Below are 24,290 nucleotides of genomic sequence, written 5' to 3' on the forward strand. Positions count from 1 at the left end.
CTGGGGTAGAGGTGCGCCAGGGGCTTCGAGGAGAGTAGCCCAGAGTTGAGGTTGTTCGACGTTGGCGTAATGAGCGACGTTAACCGCACCTACGGGAAATTCGTAGGGTCTAGTGTCGTTTAATTCTTGTAGCCAACGACCAATGATGAAGCGATCACACAAAAATCTTTGACCATCATATAATAATTCCCAAGGTATCCAAGCTTCTTGGTCGGCGACAATTAAAAGTGTAAAAGTGGAATTTTGGGGTATTAAACTGCGAAACTCGCTTTGCAGTTCTATGGGGATGATTTGCCCAAACAGGTATTGACCAAGGGAAATTAAACGAGATTTTCCCTCAGTGGGCAAACTACCAGATATATTTTCCAGTGTAGCTGCTAACAATCCCCGCGTCTGTTCTATCCAACTGCTAGAAAATGAATCTGATGTACAAATATTGTTACCAGGAAATACTAAGGGAAAGCGGAAGCTTTTCAGTTGGTATTGGAATTTATAGGTGGAGTTTGTTTCGTTCCAGATTGTTTGGATGCGGAGAATGAAATCTGGTTGGGGGACGGGACGGGGTTGGGTGGTGATGCGTTGAGGCGTGAAGGTTGCTTCGTCAATGTCGGCGACTTGGATTTGAGTTTCTAGTTTTGTCTCGAAGGTGTCGCCTCGGTAGAGTTCGGCTGTGATGGTGGCGGAACCGGGGCGGAGGGCGGTGAGGCGGAAGCGGGCGGTTTGGGTTTCTTGGGCAGTGTCGGGATCGAGGGGTAAGCTGGCGGTGTTGTCGCTGTTGAGTTGGAATCTGGGGGCGTTAAGGATTACATTAAGTTCACTACCAATAGCATCATTGTGGGAAATTTGAAGTGTATAAGTTTCACTTTTGGTAATTTCAGCTTGATTGAGATTGACTGATATTTCTATCTCTTCACCAACACTAACTGTTTTTTGAGGAGTAGTGATTAAGACATTACAGCGCTGATTTGTACGCGCTGTTTCTGTGTAGATGTTGCTATTTCCCTCTACCACTACGCGCTGTTGATTTGTACGCGCTGTTTCTGTGTAGATGTTGCTATTTCCCCCTACCACTACGCGCTGGGAGTTCAACCATGATTGAAATTTTTGCGTTTCTGCTAAAACTGGGTTGACCGCAAACCAAACTCCTTGATGATCGCGGTATTCAAAGACAAACAAACTTCTTAACAAAGTGTGATATTCGATATCACCTCGAACCCGCTGCTGTTGCACCACTTGAAAAATTAATTCCCACTCGTGCGGATCGATTGCGTTAGCACGATAATCACGCTGTCTTTGAATCACAAGTTCCACACAATCGCGATCGAAAGGTCGATCTTGTTCTCGCAAACAGTCGTACAACAATCCTAACAAGTCGCGTACATGACCACCACTGATCAGACACAACCGATCTAAAGTTTCCTGACTGTCAAATACCTCTGTTATCAAGTTTAACCTTTGTTCTGGGTGAATATCAGGAAAAGCTCTAGCTAAAACCATTTGACGCATCAAAGTTAGTCCAGGAGTGTAAACCTCCCCAGTTCGCGATCGCACGGGTATCATCGGCAATACTTTAGGGGCCACACCACCACCTAAACGTTGCTGTAGTTCAGCGCTATCGTTAGAGAAAGTTAAAGCTAAAGGAATCGTGTAAACTACATGACAGTTGAGTTTACGTAACTGTTCACCCCGCTGGATAAATAAATATTCTGGCAGCGATCGCCCAGATGGTAAAGGTCTAATTGCCACTCTGTCCAAATTATCGACAATTACGACTAATCCTTTTTTACCTCTAGCTTTAAGTTCAGAGTTCGCACGGTCTAGCAGTTCTTTATTAATTGACTGCAAAATATTTCCCGTGCGCGGATCGAGATAATCGCGTAAACGACGCCGTAATTGCGGACTTTCTTTGGTTTTCGCAGTAATTTTCGCAATACCAACAGATAATTCACCTTCATATTCTAGGTCAATTGGTGTTTGCATAAAATCTATAACTTCCGTAAACAACTTAGTAAAATAACTAGGTTTGATACGGATTTTGATTGCTTCTAGACTTTCACTCACCTGACCAGCGATCGCTAGTAAAATATCAGTCACATCTACATCTGCCATTTCTAGGACATGAGTAGACTCAAAATAGACCACATGAAACTTTTGCTCCTCTAACTCAGCTTGGAGTCGCAACAACTCGGTTGACTTTCCACAGCCAAGATGACCTGTAAATAGCTGACAGGTTGGGATATGCGGTGATATCCGCGTAATGGTACGCTGCAAAGCTTCGATGATTTTACCACCCCGCACTGAGGCAAAATCAATATAATATCGGCGATCGCGCAGATTTCCCATCATTAGAGGTCTGCTCGGATTACAAGCCTGATAAAATCTTTCAAAATCTAGGAGCATTAGCAATTTTCCTACAGGTTTTATAACTAAAACCTGTCTTGGCTACACAAATTACCCATATCAATCAAATAGAGCATTAATTTGTTATTATATGTCGATTACTTCGGCAAATTACGAGAGTTTAGCATAGGGTTTAATTGAATGAACACGACCCAGACAGGTGCGTAGTCCATGAATGTATGGATTGGGTTGAGGAACGAAACAGACCATTCTCAAGAACTCAATGGGTTTCGTTATAGCCTTACTTGTCCTACAAATAATTGCGCCGACTTACTTAGAACCTACTACTGGTGATAAATGCCTACCCGATAACCTGCCGGACTATAAACCCCATAAGCCAACCCCAAAGGATTATTAAACTCCTTCAAAAAATACCATCTCGTTGCCCGTAGAGCCTCCCCAATTGTCATAATCTTAACGACTTTCTCCCCAGTTATTTCATTCTCCACCACCATCCCCCGCAGAAAAAACTCATAAAACACCTTCGCAAACGCCGCCGCGAACATATCCGGTACAGGACAAGCTGTAGCAATCACCGCCGCCGCACCATGCTGAATAAACACCTTGGGTAAATTGAAAGTCCTCCGTAACTCATCCACACCCCCAGCCGACTGACAAGCATTGAGAAACACCAACGGCTGACAGAGAAATTTCCCCTGGCGCAACAAAAATTTGTAAGTTTCTAACTCTAGCACCAAGCCATTTTCTGTTATCTCTTCATCTTGAATAAAAGAAATCAGTAGCTTATCACCCAGTTTACTTTCCTTACAATGGCAAGCAAAATGCAACATATTATGGCTAGCCTTGTAAAGATACTTGAGCAAATCATCACCCAAAGGATCGCTGGATTTACCATTAGTCAAATTGCAAGCTGTCCCCAGCAATGTGAAGCGGTCTTTTCCTGTCACCCTCACCAACCTTTCAATTTCTGGTCTTTCCTTTTTATGAGCATGAAGCAACCTGTGATGCAAGCAAAATAACATATCAGAAGGTTGTGCTTGCTCCAAGACATAATCTGCAATATCTTTTTCTGGGTTGAGAATCCGAGCCGGGGTGTAGCGCATTCCCCAAAACATTTCAGGATTTCCCTGTTCATAGTCCTCTTCAGTTCCCTCAAACAAAACCTCCCAAGGAAAGGGCATAACTTCAGAAACAAAGGTAGGAGCTACATTTTGATTTAGGCGACTAGTAAGAATTTTATTTGGTCTATCTTCACCAAAAAATGATTGGTAAGCTGTTCTTCCCCATTCGGCTAATTTGATTAAATATTGATGGCATAAACCCGCATCTAATACGAGGCTTTTTTATTTATTAAGAGTTATTCTTAAAGCATCAAAACAATCTAAAATTTCTTCTGTCAGTACTTCCAAAACTTTATTATCAGGTTTAGGAAAGCTCCACCGACCAATTGAGTAGTAATCTTTATCGATGATAATTTCTAAGCAAGAACTAGCCAAGTTTACACCAACTGGACTGCCAATTCCTCTCATTGCGCTTCACCGTCCTGCTTAACAATATTCAGTGCAAAACGCAAATTGTGAACAGGTTCCACACCGTCCTCAAAGTAAACCTGAACTAAAACTGAGCGACTTTCCATTTCAGTAGGGACAGTAAGCGTAAACCAACCTAAATAATCTCCCGTGGCTGTGCGTGTCATAAGTATTGAATCACCAGGAGTAACCTGCAATCCGGACGTGACGATAAAAACACGTAAATCATCAAAACTTAAATCTTCAGCCACCTCCATTAATCGATTCTCGTACCATACAGGAGGGGTACGGCGCAGGCTAACGCGAAACCTGACTGTGCTTCCTGGGGATACTAGGTCGTCAATTTCTTGACCTATAGGTTCCACAACCGCATATCCCTGTCCCTGCACAGGTCGGTAAGGACGCGCCATTGGGTCGCCAAATAATACATAAGCCAGCCAGTCCAATGATTCCGGGACAACGGTTTTAGCCAATCTGCGAGCTGTTTGGAACGCCACACCCAAAGTTTGCCCTGCCCAAATGCTGTGATAAAAAGCACTAACAAAAGCTGCTTCCACATTTGGTTGCACCGCCCAGAGGGAACCAACAAAGGCGCTACAACCTGCTCTGACAAAGGTAGAAGCCCAGGTTTGCTCTAATGGTGTTAATTCCGGTTGTCCTGCATTTAGATAACTCAAAGATACAAGAGGATGATTGCGACGCAGACTCAGCTTGGCTGGTTGCACCTCACGCTCAATATCCTGAATATCGCTACTGCTATTAACCCCCACTGGCGCATCCTGGCGGTTTGTTGTGTCCACAGATTGACCATAGCGAATTAAATGCAAGCCACGTATTAATTCAAACAAACTAATATCATTAAATATACCAGCTTGCATGGAAATAGGTGGCGGCGCTCCTGATGATTGCAAAAGCTCAGTCCAAAGTTCCGGTTGTTCCACACTAGCATAATGGGCAACATTGACCGCACCCACAGGAAACTCATAGGGTCGTGCTTTTTCTAACTCCCAAAGCCACCGCCCAATAATAAAGCGATCGCCTAAAAATTTCTGCCCATCATGCAACAGTTCCCAAGGAAACCAAGCATCCTGGTCAGCTAATATCAGTAAAGTAAAAGGGCGGTTGAAACCTGCTATGGCGCGAAAGGTATTTTGCAGTTCTTCTGGGAGTAAGGATTGAAATAAGTACTGACCGAGAGAAACAAGGCGAGAATGGAAATCTTCTCTAAGGCTACTTGCTGCTTCCTCAATGGTAGTTTTTAATAATGAGTGCGATCGCTCGACCCAAGTAGCAGATAAAGACTGTGAATTGTAGTCAACGTCATCCGCGAATAGCAGGCGTTGTTGATAGCTATCGATGTGATAATTGAAAGTACACGCGGAGATATCTGCGTTCCAAGTAGTACGCACTTGGAGAATTATATCTGGTTGGGAAACGGGACGCGATCGGGCAGCGATGAGTGGGCGTAGTTCTATTTCTTCAAATGCAGTAACTTCTACTTCTGTTTGGAGAGTTGTTTTGTAAGTTTCTCCACAGTAAAGTTCTGCTTTGATTGTCGTTTTACCTGGACGCAGGGCGGTAAGATTGAAAGTTGCGGTTTGGGTTATGTTGGCAGTATCGGAGTCGAGAGGTAAGCTTGTGGTATTGTCACTATTAAATTGAAAGCCAAGCGCGGTGAGAAATATGTTGAGTTCGTTACCGGTAGCTTCGTCTTGCGTAATTTGAAGCAAATAACCTTCTTTTGTATTTTGAACTTGCCTCAAATTAATTGAAAGTTCTATTTTTCCGGCAACTGTTGTCACTGATTGTGATGTAGTTATTAAAATTTCATAAGCTACTGTTGTTTCTAAAAGGAGCATCTGATGGGCAATAACATACGCCTGATACCCACGAGTATCTATGAAAGCAAAAATAACTTTCTCCAGCCGACTTCCATTTTCTAGGTGACTTGCTACAGTTTTTAATATTTTAAAAGCTAAATTATCTGCGCTTAAATTTGCCAGACCAGTACCTACAGAAGGAAATGCTATTGTCCGGACATTACTTAAGCTTTCAGCTTTATTTAAAGCTGCTCTGATTGCTTGCAATACTGTCGCTTCCGTCGCATTTGCATTTACATCAATTGGCATATGGAATAAGTAGCAAGCAGAGAAAAGTTCTGCATCAGTGACAAATATTTCACCAATCGATAACCTTGGCGGATTAGCCAATATTTGAAATAAATTAGATGTAGATGCCACTCTTTCAAGAATCTGCTGACTGAGGTTTCCTCCAAAACCAAAAGTTGTATTTGTAGGTCTTACAATAACGTCTACTTCTAAATCTAGAATGTTTGCTCTAAGCAGTTCAATACTCGCAAGTGCTTTATTACGGGTGATAGGTTGAGGCAAACTGGTATATTCAACTTCCTCCCTCTGGTAATGCTCTAAAAGATAGTGAGCATTACTAAGTTTTTCTCGAACGCTTAAACATTCATCGGGAAATTGATCATGTGTGTAAATTTCTAGTGCATCTTGATAAAAAAGAATAGCGTATTCAATATTATTTAAGCAATTTATATTATCTAAACTATCATCATGTATTTTTTCATATGCATTTCCAATATTCATGCAGGTATCTGCCCATTTATAGGGAAATGCTTCACGAGTATAAACTTTTAGTGCAGCTTGATAGCAAGCGATCGCCGTTTGGAGATTTTCTGCTTTGTTTCCTCTAATTCTTTCACTAAAAGCTAGTCCCAAATTATTTTGAGTTTTAGCCCATTGTTCAGGGAAAGATTCACGGTTACATATTTCCAATAATGAGGTGTAGACTGCTATGGCACTTTCTATATTTTCTGTTCTATCTCCCTGTGTTGTCTCAAAATAAGCTCCACCCAAATTACTAAGAGATATCACCTCTCCGTAGCGATCGCCTATCTCCTGTGCAATAGTTGACGACATTTGATAACATTCAATCGCCTGCTGGTACTGTTCCAGAAAGTGGTAAGCATTACCCAAATTGCTCAGGGATATAGCTTCACTGGAGCGATCGCCTATCTCCCGTGCAATAGTTAACGACATTTGATAACATTCAATCGCCCGTTGGTACTGTCCCAGTGAAAAGTAAGCATTGCCTAAAACGATTAAGGAAGTACCTTCGCCTTCGCGATCGCCTATTTCTCTAGATATCACCAAAGACTGCTGGTAGAGAGCGATCGCCTGTTCTACTTCCCCTTTGTTGGCGTAGATACCTGCAAGTTGGTGCAAGGTGGCGGCTTCACTTTGGACATCGCCGATTTGTTCTGTAAGAGCAAGAGATTGTTGAAAAAGGGCGATCGCTTTTGGTATGTCCCGTTGGTGGGCGAATACCTGTGCCATGTTGTTGAGGATAGTGGCTTTACCTTTGACATCGCCTATTTGCTCACATATTTCCAAAGATTGCTCATAATCATGAATTGCTTCCTCAATTCGCCCTAAGTTAGTTAGTGCCTCGCCTCGATAAAGCCAAGCCTCGTAAAAGTCTGGTTTAATTTCTATAGCTTTATCGTATGATGCGATCGCTTCTTCATATCTTCCAGATTTAATGTTTGCGTTACCGCGTTCAAAGTACAGTTCAGGGTTATCATCTACTAATTCTTGCCAATCGAGCTCCAATTTTTGGCATATTTCTAGAAAAACTGAACTTTGAATGGGTTGGCCACTAAAAAAGCGTGTCAAAGTCGTCAAAGATAGCCCCAACTCTTCAGCAATATCTTTTTGACGTGCATATCCACTACGTCTTAAAGCTAACTTGAGAGTTTCAATCGAATTTTGGCTAACTTTGAGCGATCGCGCCATACATTAAATGGTGGGTTACTTGGTCGCAATTAAGATTATTCTAATGATTATTCAGTTTTCTGTCTCATTTGTCACCATAAATTTACCGCAGTAACGCCTCCTGCATAGCTAAGATGGGAGATTAGGCAAACAAGTCTGACACTGTACCATTAACCTGCGGAGGTTACGAGCGTTCGCCCAGGAGCGTTGCCGCAGGCATCAAAGCTTTGTAAGAGAGGCTGTCCATTCTTATCTATCATTTGTGATACCCCACAAAAATAGCGGGTTGTTAATTTGGCAGAACATAACTTTACCAATTCACCCATTCTCTATTTGATGAGTGAATTTTTTTGTTTGTCAATTTTCATTTCTATTTATTTATAAAACAGGTAATTAAGTAATTTTACTAATAATTAATATTATCTTCATGTAACTTGCGAGAAGCTTTACAATTAATAACTGTGTGTTTACGAATATTGAAAATAGCAAATAAAGAGACATTACTTTTGATATAAATTATCTAAAACTAAAGGCTGATAACACTTGCTTTAAAGCTCTAGGATACTGAAATTACAAAGCGAAAAAAGTAACGATTTATCAGCTTTAGCAGCGAAACATTGACTGTTTCCTTAAAGAACTGAAAGTTTTTAGTAAGTGTCTGATTTAACAGCCATGACAACCATGAATTTAGGATTTACCCAAGGTTTTAATGCAGGTTTAACAACAGAAGTTTCTGGGTCATCTGCATATACGAAGGAAATTCCCAAAGTTACTGTAACCAAACTAAGATGGCAGCAATACAGTTGGACTGCTTATAAACTGACAACAGGAGAGCTTGTTTTTAGCGATCGCCAAATGGCATTGGCTGTTGGGCAATCTAAAAAAGTTGCCCAAGATTTTGTACGCAACAACAACTTAAACACGATCCTCGTACAACTTCCCAACCGCACCTTGATGAGGGCAAATCCACTCTCTACAGTGGCAGCTTATTGGAAATCACTCCTAGCACTGGACTTAATTACTAATTCATCCAATTCCTTCAACTGGGAGGAATTTCTAGAATGGGTAGAAACATCGGCAAGCAAGTTTTCTCTGAACGAATCCCCTATTTCCAAATTCAAAATAGATACCCAAAACTTAAAAACTGTAGTGTCAGCTCAACCCATAAAATTGCAACTACAAGACGAACTAGTCACCAGCACTTCTAATCTAGAACTAGAAGTGCTAGTACTTTTTTCAGGGGAGTATCGCATCAGTTACCAATCTGGACTTGCTGTAATTGGAACTAATTTAAACTGGTTAAAGGCATTAAAAAATTCACCTCGAAAGTTAAGAGCGTTAGAAAATAAAGGGTTCTCTGGATTATCAAAATTGTGTTATGTGCATACGTCTTCATGTGTCCGAGAAATTGAAACTCTAAGTATTGACGACTGGCTGACAATTTGGGAGTATTTCGCTAACCACGGCAATACTAAAGCTAGCGCTGTTTTAAAGGCATGTGCCAAAGAAAGTATCCAAAAAAGAGCGGCAAGTGCTGCTACTGGATTTAATCTGGCAAATTCAAACGAGAGTCAGTTTTTAATAGCTCAATAATTGCGCTTCGCGTGAACCAACTTTGAATGAAAGCGAGTGTCTGCGACACGGCGTAGGCACTCCTTGGTGGGAGTGCTTTTAACACTAGAACTTTGAAACATAAGGAAATGCGTGTAAAATAGACACTTTTTTGAGATTTTTTTTCTGGCGCAATCAAATATCAATACTCTAATTAAATAAGAGTATTTTACATCCGCAAAGAATGTAAATGCCGTATTCTAAAACTGTTACTGTGCAGTAGTTTCAGACAGTAAACCTGACATCTCCAAGACTCGTTCTGATGCCTGTTTTGCGACAATACTAACCTGACTTATGGCTTCGGTATCAGTCCAAATTTGACTCCAGTGCCGTTGCCAACGAGAAAGCAGACGCTGTATATCGACCAATTCTGCGGCTTGGTCGATATCCATTTCGCTTGCTGTCCACTCAATAAAAAACTTGCTTTCTTCGACGAGGCTAACAACTAAATCACCATGTGCTGAGTCATCTGAAAACGATTTAATCCGCGCCAAGTTTGCTGCTAGGTTCCCCAAACGGGTGGGAATATTATCTTTTTGGAACTTTTGTTGTTTTTGAGTCCAGTCTTTCATATACCCCCCAGCAACTGCTGAATAATTTCGGCAACTTGTTCTCTTATCGTAGCGTCGAGTATTTCCATCGAGCGATTTTGGCGGGGACGAAGGTTGATGAGTGAGTCGTAAGTGACTTTTTTAGTCAAAGGCATAAAACCAGCACCCCACAAATTTTCTTGTCTACTACCATCATCAAGCAATTCAGACTCGCAATCGGAGTGCAATTGTCCACCACCAGCAAGGATACGACGTTCTACATCAACCGCTACTTTTATATAAAACTTATGCTCAGAAAGAAGAAGTTCCATTTGTTCTGGGGTGGCGCGGGTGCGGATGATGAGAATCAACATTATGAATCAGGTATGCCAGTCTAACCGTAACCATTGACTCAATTTAACCCACAGCTGGTCTTTTTTCACCCCAAAATGTAGTAATGGGCGGAGCATAAATGCTGGTGTCATCTTTAGCAGCTGGTTGAGCAACATATCTTGCCCGATTTTCAATTGCCAAGATTCTATCAGTGTCGCGGACATAAAGCGGCACCATCGCTTCTCTCTCTACTAGAAGTTCATGCAATCCTATTTGAATTGGTAGAGATTGGTGGAATAATTTACGAGCTGCCTTTTCTACCATTCGAGCCAGTTCCGCTCCTGTACAGTTAACCGTCTTACCTAACAAAATCCGCCATTGGGCTTCACTCAAAGGGCTATCAGGGCAGTGGTAGCGCTCATCAAATCGTGATGCGTGAAGTGTAACAATCTGCTTGCGCTCAATGGCAGTAGGAAACCCAACATAAAAAATTTCATCAAATCTACCCACACGAGTTAACTCTGGAGGTAGTGCATCTAGTCGATTGAGTGTTGCCACTACAAACACAGGGCTTTGCTTATCTTGCAACCAGGTAAGCAAAGTCCCCAAAATTTGTTTACTGCCGCTATCTTCTCCTGAAATTGTATTAGCAGTAAACAACTTGTCTAGTTCGTCAAAATAAAGTAGAACCGGAGCGCAGGCTTCAACACGAGTCAGTAACCGCTTTAAATAAGTCGCCCCACCGGTAGCTACTGCTCCTGTATCTACACTAACTAGAGGAAATCCTAATTCCCGCGCCGAGACATTTGCTGCCAGCGTTTTACCCGTTCCCGGTGGTCCAACCAGCAAACACCCTTTGGGTAGCGGGATATTAGCGGCTCGTGCTCTTGGTGCAAAATCGCGTTTGGCATCTTGAATAAATTGCCTCAAGTTATCCAAACCCCCAAAATCGTACACCGGAGGCTCTGGGATAAAATTTAAATTAAATGATGCAAAGCGATTGATTTTATATTTTAATAGCGATCGCGCGATGTCCACGCTCCAACGCGATGGCGTAGCCCAACCTAGGCATCGCACTAAGTCGGTTTCTTGCACTATATCACTTTGGGCTGCGATGTACGCTTCTGAAGCAGACGCGAACGAGCGATGGCGTAGCCCGCCGTAGGCATCGCAATTTACTTGCTTCTTTCCGAGAGGCTCCTTCGCGATCGCCAGCCTTAATCCGGCTTTAATATCCTCCTTGGTTAACCCAGCAGCTGCTGTGGTGAGCGCAGCAACTTCTTGTAGATCAACTTTTTCGCCCGTCAAAGTTGGTAAATAAGCTGAAATTAATTCAGCTATCTCATCACTTGTAGGCAACGGCAACTCTAAAGTCTTAATAAGTCCATTTAAGGTCGCAGGCAACTCCATTTCATCAGTAACAAGCAGAATCAAAACCTTTTCAGATTCAGTCTCTGTGAACTCTGAGTAAGTATTAATTAACAGTGATTTCAATTCATCCCCGTCAATACCTGTCATACAAGTTTCGTAATTTTCTAATACAAAGATTCCTGTATGGGTTAGCTCCCTAACAAATTTTAAGGCAGCGATCGCACGTTGACCAGGTGTGCTTTTGTCACACTCCCTAAACTCGAAACCTTCCGTGATCACAACACGCTTATCATGCTCGTTATAGTTAACAGATTTAAATTGTTGTCCTTGCCCCAAATTCCACAAATACATTGGCAGTTTTAACTGGGGTGTAAGATATGAGTGTAGCAATGATAAAATTGTTAGTCGCTCCCTTACAGGTGCAACAACAGAAATTACCCTTTCATCGGCAGCAATCAGTATTTTTAAATCTTGTAAATTCATTCGTTTAAAATATTTCTATTTATGAGGATCTTCTCTTGAAAACAGGCTAAAACATGCGTTGCGTTCAGAGATAATAAAAAACTCCAAATTGAAGCGTACCAGAACACAGAAAAAGAGATAGGGAGAGAGAACATTCTCTGTGTGAATGCAACGCACGTATTAGAAAACACCGCTTTAATTAAGCTCTCTCTAGTTGTTTTTGAGACTGTTTTTGAGATTGTATTGGAGACAGTTGACTTTGACGTTGTGGTGTAGATTGTTGAAGAATTGGCAACATTTGCTCGAAGTAAGCTAAGTCTCTCTCGCTCATGCGAGTTTTCATCTGCCCTTGGGCTTTAATCAACAGCGAACCGCGCCCATCTTTAGCATCAATCCGCACTTTGCCATCGGGAGTGGCTTTCCACTTGTACGAAAATTGACCATCAACTTGAACATTCGTTCCTTGCTTCTGAGCGTATTGATTTAAAGCTGTGGTAATCGCATTGACTCTGGCAAAATACTCTGTTTCTTTTTTACCCACTGTTGCAAATGCCCCAGCAGGTTCTTCACCCCGCAAAAGAGAAATGCGGAGTTGTTTGAGGTCTTGATGCGCTGATGTTGTCAGCTGGCTTGATGGTGAGACACGCACTCCAATCGGGGATGCGTCAAACTGCATTAATGTTTTACCTGAGCGATCGCTCAAGCTATAAGATTGTCCAGAACGGGCGATGGTATAGTCAGCAGTGTGATAAGCAGTTGTGCTTGGTGATGTACTTTTATCAAACAAAGTTTTAATCGCAACTGCTGCTTTTACATCACGCGATCGCCTTACTAAAGAAGCCCACGCACTTTGAGCAGTATTTGCCACAGAATGCGCTGCTTGTTGCCACCAATTAGTGTTTTTAGGTTCAGTAAACCGCGCTTTAATTAACTCATCAAACTGCCGTTGTTGATTTTGTAGTTCAGAGCGTTGCAACTCCTGCATTTGGCTTAGTTGGGCAGTTAAAAGCTGTTTTAAACTGCTATCGGGCAATGCCTCAAGAGCAGTCTTTACTCTTGCTCCGCCAGTTTCTGTAACAACAGGAGTTTGTAGTTGTGGTTGTGGTTGTAATTGTGGTGGTGTGGGATATGTAACTACTGAATCAGGTTGTTGAGGTACAACTTTTTCTAAATTAGGCTCTCGTTCACCATTGACAATTTGGTTGTCTTCAGCTTTTAATTCATCATTTACAAAAAGATTATTGAAATCTGGATATTCATCTGGTAATTCATTATTTATAAAAAGATTCTCAAAATCTGCATATTCATCTGGTAATTCCTCCTCATTCACAAAAGGATTATCCAAAGCATATTTATCTGGTAATTCTTCCTCATTCACAAAAGGATTATCCAAAGCATATTTATCAGTGATTTTATGAGCAGTTTTGTTATCACGAAGTTGCTCATAGAATGAATTGGTAATTACCTTACCCGACTCATCAGATTCGAGAACGACCTTGCCATCTAGCTTAACTCGCATTGAAACAGCGCTCTCTACAACACCACCAACAGGAGTATTTTGCAACTGACCTAACCGCTCAAGTATAGAGGGACTAAGGTCATTAACTCCTTGACCGTAAACGATACGCTCCTTAACAGTAATTTCAATTTCTGGTTGATTATCTGCATCTTGTTGCTGTTTATTTTTGTCAACAAACTCCCGTAGCCAGTCTTCAATCAGCCGTAAATACTGCTCGGTAAAAGAGCCAGATTCACCCGCAGAGATAGGAAAAACACCGGACATTATAATTCACCTCCATTTTTGTACGCAGCCGCCAAAATATGCAAGCGATTCACAATTACTTGATTACAGAGGTAAAATACTCCTAGCTTGCCATCAAAAAACCAGGCAATAAATTTGCTTGGCTCATCTATATTTCGCTCACCTTCATAAACAACACTTCCTAGTACTTCACCTACAAGTAACCCTTGCTGGTCGAATACTTCAGTTACCAAAGGTGAGTAATTTATTTTAAAAGGAGGTAGCTGCATCGCTTGTTTTACGCGCTCCTGCCATTCGGGATATTCTGCTAGTTGTGAAAGTAAAAATGTATTCATGGGCTACATATAGGTCAATTAAGCTGTTAAAGTTGTAATTTGTCTAAGTTTAGGCTGGTAGAAAGAGAGGGAAAAAAATTGATTAGTTTTACCCAACTGTGAAAATATGGAACTTGTAGGCTTCACAGATTAAGCCTATGAATGTCAATAAGAAAGGCAGAAGGCAGGAGGCAGAAGGTATAAGAAAATACAGTTTGGCTTGAACCCCAACGCAATTGTTGACCACCAACCTCCAGTTTTGTTGGGGCTTGTACCCGATTTGGGCAAGGCAGGACAGAGAACAGAGGGTTCACGCTTTGTATTAAAACTTACGTCTTCCTTCTGCCCTCTGCCCTCTGCCTTCTGCCTTCCCCGAAGGGCTGGTCAATCGGGAGTGAAATCTTGATTTTTCGTAGGCTATATCCTGATAAAATCGTTAATTTATACGAAACTGACATTCATAGAGTTAACAAATTTAAAACACTGCTGCTAAATCTTGTTCTAATGGTGTTTCTGTTGGTACAGGAAATAATTGTTCAGCTAAATCACGGCGCTCTTGAAATTGCCGAGAACGCTCTTCATCAGTCACACCTGAATCCTTGCTGGCAATTAATCTTTGACGAATCAAGTCCCACTTCGCCTCACTCCAATTCATTTGAGCAATATCCGCTTGGGGAACTTTCACTGATTGCAGCAAGGGAACATATGCTTCATTACCACGGGTATATGCTGGGTTGATAATCACTGCCCGTCCCGTCCCCAACTTGGCAAATTCAGCAGCTTCCAGTAAATGCCGTTTTTGGTTTTGGTCATTTAAGCTTTGAGTTGTGCCACCTTTGCCAGTGCTTCTTCCTTTAGATTTGAAATTAACTTGCATCTCTCCCAAGTAATCAGAAAACAGCTTGGCAGATTCTGGATCTTGGGGGTTAAAAATAAACTTTGTTGCCGTTCCTCCCAAAATAGCTCTCGCCAATTCTTTACCGTAAGCTTTCTCCAACTGAACAATGTTTTGATAGCCTAAAATCCCACAAAATCCGTCTTCTCTGTTCTCGTTTAGCCAATTCACCAGTGCTGGCAGATATAAAGTCGGCAATTCATCCAACGCCACAACCAAGGGGTCTTTGCGAGGAATCGTTCGCGATACATTCCGAGATATAATCATGTGTAAGATAGCTGCCAGCAGCGGTCCCACAATGTCACGGTTATTTCGGTCTAAGCCAAACACGATTAGTTGCTTGCCATCCAAATCCAAGGGGAGGGTAGTCTTGCCACAGAACGCGCCTACAAAGTCTTTTTTGAGGAAGCGCTGAAAGATTCGCTGTGCCGTCCCAATGATACTGGCGACGGTTTTCTCAGAGTCCTTGACGCTGATTAGCTGAGATAAAGGTCGAGTTGTCCAAATTTTCAGTTTGTCCCTGGAAGCCACCTCTAATCGCGCTGGCAGATTGGGTAAAGATAAAATCGCCTGCGCCATCATCAAATCGCAGTATTTATCTTCCCCAGTCAGAGTTTTAATCGCCTTGGTGACAAGCAAAATCCCCTCAACTAAACTGTCCCCAGCTTCCTCGAAGAACTTATCACCGCCAGAGTTGCCACCGCCACGGTCGAAGTTACGGGCAACCACCATCGCCATTTGTCCTGCGGCGATCGCATCCTCTTCGTCTTTAATTAAATCTAGGGGATTGCAGACTTCCGACTCTGGAAACCCCGGTGCAAATACACGCACCGTGTAGCCACGCTTCATGGCATACGCAACGGCTCGTTTCGTTTGAGCGGGATATTTAAAATCGTACAGACACATGGGAAAGCCTTGGTCAAAAGCAGAACGAATCAGGGGGTCAATCACGGAGAAAGTTTTACCGCTACCCGCTGCACCGATAGCAGCAATTCCGCGCTGGGCATCCGGGACATATAAAGTGGGGTTAGCGTTAAGCAATTGCAGTGGCTTTGTCCACCTGAAGAAAGATGATGTTTTAATCAATCCATGATTTAGCCATTCATTTTCTAGGCGATCGCGCATTTCTCTTGGAGTACCCACATACAGCGCCACATTGTTACGTGTCACTTTTAACATTTGCTTTTTAGCTATAATCGCTGCTTTTTGCTTCTCCTTGCCACTTCCCCAATAGCTAGTAGCAATCTTGCCTTTTTTAGCACTTTTAGCACTCCAAAGTTGCAGAGCTGCGACTACGACCAAACAACCCAAGAGCATTAGCCCGGATTGTGATTTGAGTAAACCCATAAGTTGTTCACCCACCCGTGCAGTCGGAGACTGGGATGGGGATGCTGGCACTTGTATCAGGTAGTGAGTTGAGACGTGCGTATTCATGGCTGACGGTCACTTTGTGACAAATTAAAAGTTAAAAAGGCAAAATAAAGATAGACAAAGATGGTTTAAAGCCCCAATCTCTTTTGGGGAAAGTTAAAAGGCAAAAAAGTTGTTTTACTCCCATCCCACCCAAAGAATACCGAAATTATTAAAGGAGTTTTAGCTGACGTAAAGAAGCAAAGAAGAACACCAAAAAAAGGGGTAGTTTTATAGCAGGAAGGGAGTAGTTTTTACTTTTTACTTGTTTTGACCTACCCCCCAAAGTTTTCACCCACTTTCGTCAAAGCCTCGTTTAATTTGACAAATCCCGCACCTTGATAGCAATACTGAGAGCGTGATACCATACCCTCAATAGATGTAGTTTGGGTAATTACAAGGCACGAAAATCCATTTTGCACTGTATTATCAGCTCGAATTAACACTTCACCTTTGGGTAAGTTTGGGTTAACAATTACTGAAAGAACCAACTTACCCGACTCTTGGTAAACCGGATAAACACAACCATTCGTTCCACAAAGTTGCGGCAACTGGAAATCAAAAATGTATAATTTACCTGCACCTTGAGACGGGACTTGCAAAACTTTGATTGATTTAGCTTCAACATCACCAGTTGAGTTTTCTCGCAACGCCCTTTTAATGAGTGATGCAGGTACAATATTTTGAGCATCTGTCCAAGTTAGCACGAGAACACGATTTCTTGATGAAGTCGCCTTCACCAATAAGGCGGGAACGACGAACAATGCCATACACCCAATCGCAAGTATTACTTGATTTTTGGTGGATTTAATAGTAGAAAAACGATTGATTATTGACTGCATAATTCTCTTTAAAAACATCCTATTGATTGCAAGGCTTGCGTGTAGTTAGCAGCTGCCTTTTCGCCATAGTCCTTAACTGAAAAAAGCCCGTGTACATCACTTACCGCTGCATCAATGGGAATATCTGCACCCCCAAAGTGCATTTGTGCCACTCGTTCAATTAATCGCTTTTTAGTAAAGGGTTGTCCCGTTGTTGGATCAATCTGTTGGGAGGCTTTTTCCAATAATTTCGTTATGTCAGATTCAAAGGTCGCCTGTTGTTCAGCGGGTGTAAAATACATCATCATTTCTTCACCCGTTACCGTTGCACCTTTATCCACAAGAGCAAGAAATTCTTGACCACCAGACTTACTTGATATAAGCGATCGCACGTCCGGACGATACGACATAAATTGCTTTGTTCCTAAGCCACGACCACAGTTACCCGCGCCATCACATACATACGCTCCCACAGAATCGTAATTGCCTTCAATCTCTGAAAGTGCATCCGATAAAGCATCTATTTCTACTCCTTTATATTGTTTAGAACAATTACCTGAACTTGACAAAGTAGGAGCTTTAGTAGTCGTGTTTACCGGATTATTAAAACTAAATCCACTACTTTTTTTACCCGTTGGGATAGAAACTGAATTGTTAAAAGCACTACCTGTCACCAATCCTAAAAAAATTGGTTCATTTTCTTTGTAAGTCAACCAGGGAATCGGACCAATAAAGTAAGGTGTACATCCCAAATCTACCAATCCTTTCCGCATACAAGTGCGGAAGAATAAAGCTTGGGACACCATGCCATCGACTTCTGAGGTGTCCCAGACGACGACTTTAAAAGCATCACCAAAGGGGTGGCGTCCGGTTGGTTCTTTGCCGCCATTTACGCTTGCCAAAATCCCTTTACCACCCTGTACCAATTGGTACTTGCCACTAATCCACTGTTTGCCTAAAACCAAGGGTGAGCCAGATAATTCGATGTGGGCGCAATCTTTTTCACACGGCACATTAAATCCTTGTTTGTTACTTCCAGAAATTGTGCCAGAGCGTTGCTGTTCATCGGTGCCAAAGGCGATATCAACAATGCCCACATCTGCACCTACGGGATTAGCAGGATTAGGAAATTGCGAAAAAGGCACATCACCTAAACCAGCCAATTCATCAATGTTGACACCTTGCCAATCTTTAAAAGCCCCAATCGGCGTACTATCTAACCCTGGAATCGCATCTAAATTGTAGGAGTCCATTGAGAGATTGGCAAACTCTAACTGACCTAAATGTGGAGACTGCTGCAATAATTGTCCGATTGTCTGCGTACTATCAAACTGCGTCGCCAGTTCTTGAGAAAGTAAATCAAAAATTGGTTTGACTTCCGTAATAGGCAGATTTTTTAAAGCTGGAATAGCCTGTACTAAACTTTCTAAAGTTTGGAACTGCATCACTCCAAAGTCTGAGAGTTTAATTTTACTTAAATCTAGCCCGACAATTTCACTAATGGACTCTTGATTGAATTGTTGGAGTTTAAAACTATCCTGAAAATCTCCTAGTTTCATGTATTGAGCGGGCGTCTGTCCCGTAACCCAAGTGCGAGACGGGTCATATCCCAACTGCTCAGATACACCTGATGGTGCCAAGAAAGAACCAGATTCGGTGATACCAGGTAGAGATGAAAAAGTAATTTGATTCCAATCTGGTAACTGGGTGTTTTGCCAAGTGATTGTAGGAACTGGACTACTAGGTTCAGTTACAGCCAGCGATCGCTCACTGTAATCACTTATAAAAATACCAGAAATCACCAATGATAAACTTAATCCCGTGACAAACCCGCACAAATTCCTCAGCAATTTCATTACTTTTTCTTTGATAATTATTTCAATGATTTAACTTGCCTGCATTTGAGGTGGAACAGGCGAGGTTTTACCTAATTCTTGAAGGCGTTGAACTAGCTGCAAAGAAATTCCACTCTTCGCTGCGGCGACTTCAATTGGTTCACCCGCTTTAACGCTTACCAAAAAGTTTTCAATTCGCTTCCACAATGGAGAGTCACGGTGAATAAGGCGCTGTTGTTGAGCAACAATTAAACCGCGACTCATCATTTGCGAATCCTGATATTGTGTGAGAACCGATGTCAAACGTGGGGGATTATTCGCTATAACTTCGGGTGCTTTTTTGGGTGTAACCTCGACCGTATGGTATTGCGAGTTTTTACCACCCATCGCCACCCGGAACATATACACCCGTCGCCCAGCAGCACCCGCAGTAACGACAGTTAAAAGTGTGCTATTTGTTTTTGGGAGTCCCGGCATATTTAACGAATTAATCCGCCGCAGATGTAAAACAGTTGCCGCATTTTGTTGGCACTCTCGCCCTAAACCCGATAAACAACCATCCGCATCCAGGGTAGCAAAGGAGGGATTATCGAACCACACTTTTTCAACTGTCTCGCCGGTGGGAATGAAACTGATGTTGACTCCATATCCGGGAGACAATTCAATCAAAACTGGTGAGGCTGCACTTTGCCCTGTTGCTATGGAGACAGAAACACGTCGTACCGAACTACGGTTTTCTTGGGCAAATACGCTGCGACCAGAGAAGACACTGGTCAATCCAAATCCAGTCGATATCAAAGCAATTAAAATGATGCGTTGCTGCAATGAGGTTTTCATTTTACACTCCTAAATCAGTCCTGAAATCATTCGTCTCTAGTGTTCTCTTTCTCTGCGTTCTCCGCGCGGGCGTGCGGTTACATTTCATTCTCATAAATCAAATAAAACTGCCATAACTTAAAATTCAAACGATTGATTTATAAACACCTGGACATTTGTCCCCGCACGGACATACCAAACGTCTTGGCGCTGTAGTATTTCTTGAAGGTCGCGCTGGTTACGCTGCAAAATTTGCTTGGTGAGAGGTGCAAAACCTCCTTCTAATACCGCACCTAATAAATTGGGGGACGAGTTGCGAGTGGTGGTGGAAGTGCTAAAATTAAAGCCACTTGTACTCGCCGATGATTCAAAATCGGGTCGATTCATCACTTCGCCGACCTTGGCAAGAGAGCCAAATAGAAATGCTGTGGCATCGTGAGATGCGATCGCGCTGCCTTTATTACCCCACTTCGACGCAATCAAAGGCTGCCCCTTAGTACCACGAATACTTATTGCTCCAGGTGGCAGGACATACTCCTGACCATCAATCACAACCTGCGTTGCCTCCATCTGGGCAAGTCCGGAATCGTTAATATCAACCACCTTCGCAACAATAGTAGTACCCGCTGGTAACGTTACAAAGCCCTCTTCATCGGTTATTGGTTCAGCCAGTTGGACAATAAACTTTTCGCTCTTGCGGTCAGACTTGGTAGCAACAGTGTTACTCTTAGAATCAGCCCAAATCACCGGGGTGACTAATTGCCCTTGACTTTGACCGCCCACTGTTAGCCGTCGTACAGGTACACCTGTGAGAAGAGCAGCTTCTTCAGCCGGATTAACTTGAGCTGCAACCACTTCCTCCTCAGCTTGCGGATTTTGAGGTGCAACTACTCCGTCGCTTATAGCTCGGACTAGAGTCGCACGGGGGATTGTTACTTGATCTGAAGTTGTTTGACTATTTTTTACTTGAGCGATCGCCTCTGGCGCGACGCTACTCTGCCTTAAGCCGCCTGGAGGGAGTCCACGCGCAATTGGGGAGTGCGCCCTAGGGTCAAGTTTGGAAGACCCAAGCTGCTCAGAGCTTTGTTCAGAGGGTGGATACTCCGTATTTGCCGAGGCTAAACGGGCGATGGGCACATCAGTAGCGTCTCGTTCTCGCAGCGTTTCCGCCATTGAGAGAGAAGCCCCATTTTCGGCGATGGCTCCGCCCACCGCAGGCATCGCCGAAACTGAAGGTTGCTGTATTTCTTTTGAGGCAGATGTAGTAAATTCACTCGTTTGGACACCGCCGTAACTCCCCAAACGACTCATTGCTAGCCATTGTTCCATTGGATCAACTGGTTTTGAATTGGACGCAGATGTGTTAGATTTCGGTGTTTCTCGCACTGTGGGAAAACTAGCTAGCGCTTGTCTTACAGGTTGTTGAATCGGTTGTTGAACTGGTAGACGTAATGGTTGTTGAACTGATTGTTGAACTGGCAAGCGTAATGGTTGTCGAACGGGTTGAGGCGGTCTTGAAATGTAGCGAACAGGTGGTACAGTTTGACTTTTGTTCACTACCGGACGGGGAACAGGTGCAGTGGCGGAAGATGGTTTATTCGTTGGTTTCTCAACAACTGTAGTTTTAGGACTCTTTGACTGCTCGACTGACTTAATTTTTTCAGCTTGGCTTCCTAATGCTAACTGCGCCTTAAACTTACCTGTCTCAGCTTCCTGAGTTTCAACTTTTGTTGCTTGGATTTCGGGTTTGGACACCGTAACCATACTCGGAGCAGATTTAGGTTTTGACCCCATAATAGTGTTTAAAAATATGGCGCCCGAACCAAACACTGCCAGCATTCCCAACCCCACTACGCCAGATTTCGCAAACGGATTTCCTGATAAAGTAGGCTGGGTTTTACCAGTTTGCGGATCATCAAATAGTTCAGATTGAGCAATAACATTCTGACTTAAATCATCAGATAAACCTATATTTTCACCTTCCGTAAAACTGTTATTAATGTCTTTTGAAATTTTGCCTGTTGTTTCATTGCCATTAAAATCATCAAAACCAATTAATTGAGCTAGTTTTGCTTCATCCCATTCTGAGTCTAACTGGTCATCTTGTGGCATGAAGCTAGCAGTTTCATTTAACTCCTTATCCATTACAAATTCTCCTCTGGTAAATCCCGAATTGCATAGATTTCTAACCCGCTTGCCCTAACTTGGTAAATCACAGCTGCTAGTCCTGTCATCGTTGCGGGCGGCTCTGGTGCCGACACTGCCCGAACAAATATTTCTTTATTAAAAGCAATGACTTCACCCACATTATTACCCCGGTTAAATACGGTTAAATTAGCAACCATTTTGACCTTCCATTTCCCTTCAGCAATTTTTATAGGTGGCTGGATTGATAGGGGAACTAACACTACTTGCGTTGTTCCTTTGAACACACTTTGAGGAGTTAAATCAGCTAACAACTTTAAAAAGTCCTTGCGAAAATCTTCACTTAAAGCATTGGATGCCTGCCACGCTCCGGTTGTTACTTTGCCGCGTCCATTCCCCAGTGAACGAATGTCTACCCCTGGATCTAATTTCGGGTTATTTGCCTCTTCAACTGTTGTAGGAGTGAGAGTTCCTGACCAATTCATCATCAGAGTCATTGTGTCAGTTACAAACCGGGTTACTACTTGGGGTGTACGTTCCAGACTACCCAAAGGCGCTACTGAAATTGACTTACCTGTTTCTAACTGTACGAGGGAGGGGGGTGCTTTTTTACTGAGTGAGGAGTAAGAGCCATACAGCATTAGCAACACAAAAAAAGTCAAAATGTGTAATCCAAATGTGCCCACAGCAAATAAAGCTAAAGCATCACCTGTAGAGAATTTAGTTTGTTGACGATTCAAAAAGCGGAGGCGCTTTTGATCAACTGAATCATTGCTAATATCTTTTGATGCAGCCATAAATCATTGCTTGTTTTAGTTTTTTAAGTAGATTGGTACAAATAAAGTTAACTGGTGAGGCTATTAACAGTTAATAGTCATGACGCATGAACCCTTAATACAGTTATGTTTATTTGCGTCCACTTACTTATTTAAATTGGGGTAAAATTCTGGTGACAACACTGCTTAATCCAAAACGAGTAATGCTAGATAAGCTATTAAAAACAGCCATGCCCCCACCTGCTGCGATCGCCATTGCCAAAATCGGGGCAAGCAGTCCAGTAGCAAAGGCAAAAATCATCGGGTCATTCTCCTGGGCATTTACAACCAGGGTGGCAACAAGTCCAGAAATAATATTAAATGAAATCTTTACCATTCCCACACTGAAAAAGCCAGTTAACCAAGCAAAAATTGCTTTTTGACCTACAGGGAGCAGTGAGCCACCCACGGCTAATGGTCCCATTAAAGCAGTAAGTAGCATGGAGATTTCAATCATCCATTGAAAGGCTATTGAAAAAGCAATTAACCAACCTCTCACTGCCAATTGAAATACATTTGTGTTGAAAAATTCACTTACGCCAAAATCAGGAAACCACCCCTTACCACCATTAGGAGAACTATCAGCAATTTGTTTTGCCTGAGCAATGGCATTTTCCATGCATTCGCGACGTTGTTGGGGGTCAGCAATAGATTCGCATTGAGTTAAAAGCGATCGCGCTGCATCCTGGGAACCAATATCAGCCATTGCCCGTTGATAAGCTTCTTGAAGTTGAATCGAAGCTGAAGTAGAAGTTAACAGCGTTTGATTCGTGGAGTTAATAATCTCACGTAGTCCTCTGGTTGCTGCTGCTAAAGGTTGAGCTTGGTTGCTAAGAAGAACTACAACTACAAGAGGCCAAATTAGTTCCGAGAAAGCTTTGGGGTTATCACCGTCTACCATGTCTTTTGCCCATTGAACAACGAATAACAGGAGAGTGCCAACCCCAAAGAAGACTCCCAGTTGTGCGATCGCTCCATACAAACCGCCGCTAAGTACATCATCCCAAAGTCCGTTCATAGATTCAGCAATTGCAGCACTTGCCGCAGCCCCATCTTCGGTGATGCGAGAAGCTTCCTCACCCACTTTTGATGTTTGAGCAATAATCAATCCAGAACTGAACAGTTGAAATAACAACATAGACGGTGTACCTTTTATCAAAAATTTGGGTTGAAAACCCGGTCCTTGTAGGACGGCTTTCTGATAGAATAGGGTTTGTGGAAGGGTAATCAACCACAATAAAAACCCTGTTGCTACCTAACACGTAGACGCTGCACCTTCTCCCAAAGGGAGAGGCTTCGCCAAGACAATTGAATCTAGGGGGTTCTACTTCGTAGTTCTAGTATTCGCCTGGAAGTAGGTAAAAGATTTACAGGTACTAGACGCTCAGTATTTCAAACAAGCAAATTTTGGACGGCAGTTGCTTCAAGTCGGGAAACCCGCCCAACGCACTGCCTCAGCAATCCAACTATGGTCGGGCAGACC

General features: G+C 42.7%; 16 protein-coding genes and 1 pseudogene. 1 reads left to right on the forward strand and 16 read right to left on the reverse strand.

The features are described from left to right. Window positions 1–1,083: 1,083 nt before the first annotated feature. From TOL9009_RS37600 to TOL9009_RS41920, 4 genes and pseudogenes are all read right to left on the reverse strand, one after another. Window positions 1,084–2,400: pseudogene (locus TOL9009_RS37600) on the reverse strand (P-loop NTPase fold protein); the annotation flags it as partial. A gap of 284 nt (window positions 2,401–2,684) precedes the next feature. After that, window positions 2,685–3,542, reverse strand: a complete 858-nt coding sequence (locus TOL9009_RS0102290) for a CHAT domain-containing protein (RefSeq protein WP_029630902.1) — start codon at window positions 3,540–3,542, stop codon at window positions 2,685–2,687. 162 nt (window positions 3,543–3,704) lie between these two features. Continuing rightward, on the reverse strand, window positions 3,705–3,890 hold the full coding sequence (locus TOL9009_RS48715; protein WP_029630903.1) for a hypothetical protein: 186 nt from the start codon (window positions 3,888–3,890) through the stop codon (window positions 3,705–3,707). Continuing rightward, the gene (locus tag TOL9009_RS41920) at window positions 3,887–7,708 is read right to left on the reverse strand and encodes a tetratricopeptide repeat protein (protein ID WP_029630905.1); all 3,822 of its coding nucleotides are present in this window, start codon (window positions 7,706–7,708) and stop codon (window positions 3,887–3,889) included. The genes TOL9009_RS48715 and TOL9009_RS41920 overlap by 4 nt, the downstream gene beginning before the upstream one ends. A 633-nt stretch (window positions 7,709–8,341) precedes the next feature. On the opposite strand from TOL9009_RS41920, the gene TOL9009_RS0102305 reads away from it, so the two are divergent. Then, complete coding sequence (locus tag TOL9009_RS0102305) at window positions 8,342–9,280, forward strand: hypothetical protein (RefSeq protein WP_144238120.1); 939 nt, start codon at window positions 8,342–8,344, stop codon at window positions 9,278–9,280. A 227-nt stretch (window positions 9,281–9,507) separates the two neighbouring features. On the opposite strand, the gene TOL9009_RS0102310 is transcribed toward TOL9009_RS0102305, so the two are convergent. The 12 genes from TOL9009_RS0102310 to TOL9009_RS0102365 form a co-directional block, all read right to left on the reverse strand. Continuing rightward, the gene (locus tag TOL9009_RS0102310) at window positions 9,508–9,870 is read right to left on the reverse strand and encodes a hypothetical protein (protein WP_029630909.1); all 363 of its coding nucleotides are present in this window, start codon (window positions 9,868–9,870) and stop codon (window positions 9,508–9,510) included. Continuing rightward, on the reverse strand, window positions 9,867–10,199 hold the full coding sequence (locus TOL9009_RS0102315) for a DUF5674 family protein (RefSeq protein ID WP_029630911.1): 333 nt from the start codon (window positions 10,197–10,199) through the stop codon (window positions 9,867–9,869). Before TOL9009_RS0102315 ends, TOL9009_RS0102310 begins: the two co-directional genes overlap by 4 nt. Window positions 10,200–10,245: 46 nt before the next feature. Continuing rightward, window positions 10,246–12,015: an AAA family ATPase gene (locus TOL9009_RS42530; RefSeq protein ID WP_029630912.1), complete on the reverse strand. Its 1,770-nt coding sequence runs from the start codon at window positions 12,013–12,015 to the stop codon at window positions 10,246–10,248. 178 nt (window positions 12,016–12,193) lie between these two features. Next, a complete protein-coding gene (locus tag TOL9009_RS0102325; protein WP_029630915.1) occupies window positions 12,194–13,777 on the reverse strand; it encodes a hypothetical protein in 1,584 nt (527 codons plus the stop codon). After that, complete coding sequence (locus TOL9009_RS0102330) at window positions 13,777–14,091, reverse strand: hypothetical protein (protein WP_029630917.1); 315 nt, start codon at window positions 14,089–14,091, stop codon at window positions 13,777–13,779. Before TOL9009_RS0102330 ends, TOL9009_RS0102325 begins: the two co-directional genes overlap by 1 nt. A gap of 454 nt (window positions 14,092–14,545) precedes the next feature. After that, window positions 14,546–16,312 (reverse strand): type IV secretory system conjugative DNA transfer family protein, encoded by a 1,767-nt coding sequence (locus TOL9009_RS0102335; RefSeq protein ID WP_242055223.1) that lies wholly within the window; start codon window positions 16,310–16,312, stop codon window positions 14,546–14,548. A gap of 338 nt (window positions 16,313–16,650) precedes the next feature. Next, entirely contained in the window at window positions 16,651–17,217 is a 567-nt protein-coding gene (locus TOL9009_RS0102340; RefSeq protein WP_144238121.1) for a histidine kinase, read from the reverse strand. A gap of 8 nt (window positions 17,218–17,225) precedes the next feature. Beyond that, entirely contained in the window at window positions 17,226–19,052 is a 1,827-nt protein-coding gene (locus TOL9009_RS0102345; RefSeq protein WP_029630923.1) for a hypothetical protein, read from the reverse strand. Window positions 19,053–19,082: 30 nt separating this feature from the next. Next, window positions 19,083–19,868, reverse strand: coding sequence for a hypothetical protein (locus tag TOL9009_RS37610; RefSeq protein WP_051502754.1), 786 nt, complete (start codon window positions 19,866–19,868; stop codon window positions 19,083–19,085). A 117-nt stretch (window positions 19,869–19,985) separates the two neighbouring features. After that, a complete protein-coding gene (locus TOL9009_RS41925) occupies window positions 19,986–21,992 on the reverse strand; it encodes a TrbI/VirB10 family protein (protein WP_029630924.1) in 2,007 nt (668 codons plus the stop codon). Next, window positions 21,992–22,789: a hypothetical protein gene (locus tag TOL9009_RS0102360; RefSeq protein ID WP_029630926.1), complete on the reverse strand. Its 798-nt coding sequence runs from the start codon at window positions 22,787–22,789 to the stop codon at window positions 21,992–21,994. Before TOL9009_RS0102360 ends, TOL9009_RS41925 begins: the two co-directional genes overlap by 1 nt. A 127-nt stretch (window positions 22,790–22,916) precedes the next feature. Next, complete coding sequence (locus TOL9009_RS0102365; RefSeq protein WP_038295830.1) at window positions 22,917–23,945, reverse strand: hypothetical protein; 1,029 nt, start codon at window positions 23,943–23,945, stop codon at window positions 22,917–22,919. Window positions 23,946–24,290: the final 345 nt, after the last annotated feature.

Origin of the sequence: [Scytonema hofmanni] UTEX 2349, assembly GCF_000582685.1 — a bacterium.
Lineage (GTDB): Bacteria > Cyanobacteriota > Cyanobacteriia > Cyanobacteriales > Nostocaceae > Hassallia > Hassallia hofmanni.

Excerpts from the sequence above, each read along its gene's own strand:
- TOL9009_RS0102310 (WP_029630909.1), bottom strand. The coding sequence starts at position 9,870 with ATGAAAGACTGGACTCAAAAACAACAAAAGTTCCAAAAAGATAATATT.
- TOL9009_RS0102330 (WP_029630917.1), bottom strand. The coding sequence starts at position 14,091 with ATGAATACATTTTTACTTTCACAACTAGCAGAATATCCCGAATGGCAG.
- TOL9009_RS0102360 (WP_029630926.1), bottom strand. The coding sequence starts at position 22,789 with ATGGCTGCATCAAAAGATATTAGCAATGATTCAGTTGATCAAAAGCGC.
- TOL9009_RS37610 (WP_051502754.1), bottom strand. The coding sequence starts at position 19,868 with ATGAAAACCTCATTGCAGCAACGCATCATTTTAATTGCTTTGATATCG.
- TOL9009_RS0102335 (WP_242055223.1), bottom strand. The coding sequence starts at position 16,312 with ATGGGTTTACTCAAATCACAATCCGGGCTAATGCTCTTGGGTTGTTTG.
- TOL9009_RS0102340 (WP_144238121.1), bottom strand. The coding sequence starts at position 17,217 with ATGCAGTCAATAATCAATCGTTTTTCTACTATTAAATCCACCAAAAAT.
- TOL9009_RS41925 (WP_029630924.1), bottom strand. The coding sequence starts at position 21,992 with ATGGATAAGGAGTTAAATGAAACTGCTAGCTTCATGCCACAAGATGAC.
- TOL9009_RS41920 (WP_029630905.1), bottom strand. The coding sequence starts at position 7,708 with ATGGCGCGATCGCTCAAAGTTAGCCAAAATTCGATTGAAACTCTCAAG.
- TOL9009_RS0102365 (WP_038295830.1), bottom strand. The coding sequence starts at position 23,945 with ATGTTGTTATTTCAACTGTTCAGTTCTGGATTGATTATTGCTCAAACA.
- TOL9009_RS0102325 (WP_029630915.1), bottom strand. The coding sequence starts at position 13,777 with ATGTCCGGTGTTTTTCCTATCTCTGCGGGTGAATCTGGCTCTTTTACC.
- TOL9009_RS0102345 (WP_029630923.1), bottom strand. The coding sequence starts at position 19,052 with ATGAAATTGCTGAGGAATTTGTGCGGGTTTGTCACGGGATTAAGTTTA.
- TOL9009_RS48715 (WP_029630903.1), bottom strand. The coding sequence starts at position 3,890 with ATGAGAGGAATTGGCAGTCCAGTTGGTGTAAACTTGGCTAGTTCTTGC.
- TOL9009_RS0102290 (WP_029630902.1), bottom strand. The coding sequence starts at position 3,542 with ATGCCCTTTCCTTGGGAGGTTTTGTTTGAGGGAACTGAAGAGGACTAT.
- TOL9009_RS42530 (WP_029630912.1), bottom strand. The coding sequence starts at position 12,015 with ATGAATTTACAAGATTTAAAAATACTGATTGCTGCCGATGAAAGGGTA.